Origin of the sequence: Streptomyces sp. WM4235 (assembly GCF_001279725.1) — a bacterium.
In the GTDB taxonomy this organism is placed as follows: Bacteria; Actinomycetota; Actinomycetes; order Streptomycetales; family Streptomycetaceae; genus Streptomyces.
In genome coordinates this window covers 1-326 of record NZ_LGDE01000363.1, presented here as the reverse complement: position 1 = coordinate 326, position 326 = coordinate 1, and the positions used below count along the sequence as shown (strand labels likewise).

At 73.0% G+C, this 326-nt stretch carries 1 protein-coding gene; it reads left to right on the top strand.

All coding sequences use genetic code 11. From position 1 onward, the window contains the following. Window positions 1–326, top strand: a 326-nt coding sequence (locus tag ADK55_RS22580) for an IS3 family transposase (RefSeq protein WP_159041518.1), incomplete at both ends; no start/stop codon positions are given.

Below are 326 nucleotides of genomic sequence, written 5' to 3'. Positions count from 1 at the left end.
AGCGGCGCCGCCGCGACGTCGAGCTGACAGACCGGATCCGGGAGGTCCACGACGAGTCCGACGGGATCTACGGCTCACCGCGCGTGCACGCCATCCTCAGACGGGAGGGCACCCGCGTCGGCCGCAAACGCGTCGAACGGCTCATGCGCCAGGCCGGCCTCGCCGGGATCAGCCCGCGCCGGGGCAAGGGATTCACCCGCCGCGACCCGAACGCCGAGCTCGCTCCCGACCTGGTCGAGCGCGACTTCACCGCACCCGGGCCGAACCGGCTGTGGGTCACCGACCTGACCATGATCCCGACCGGCGAGGGCCCGTTGTGGCTGTCC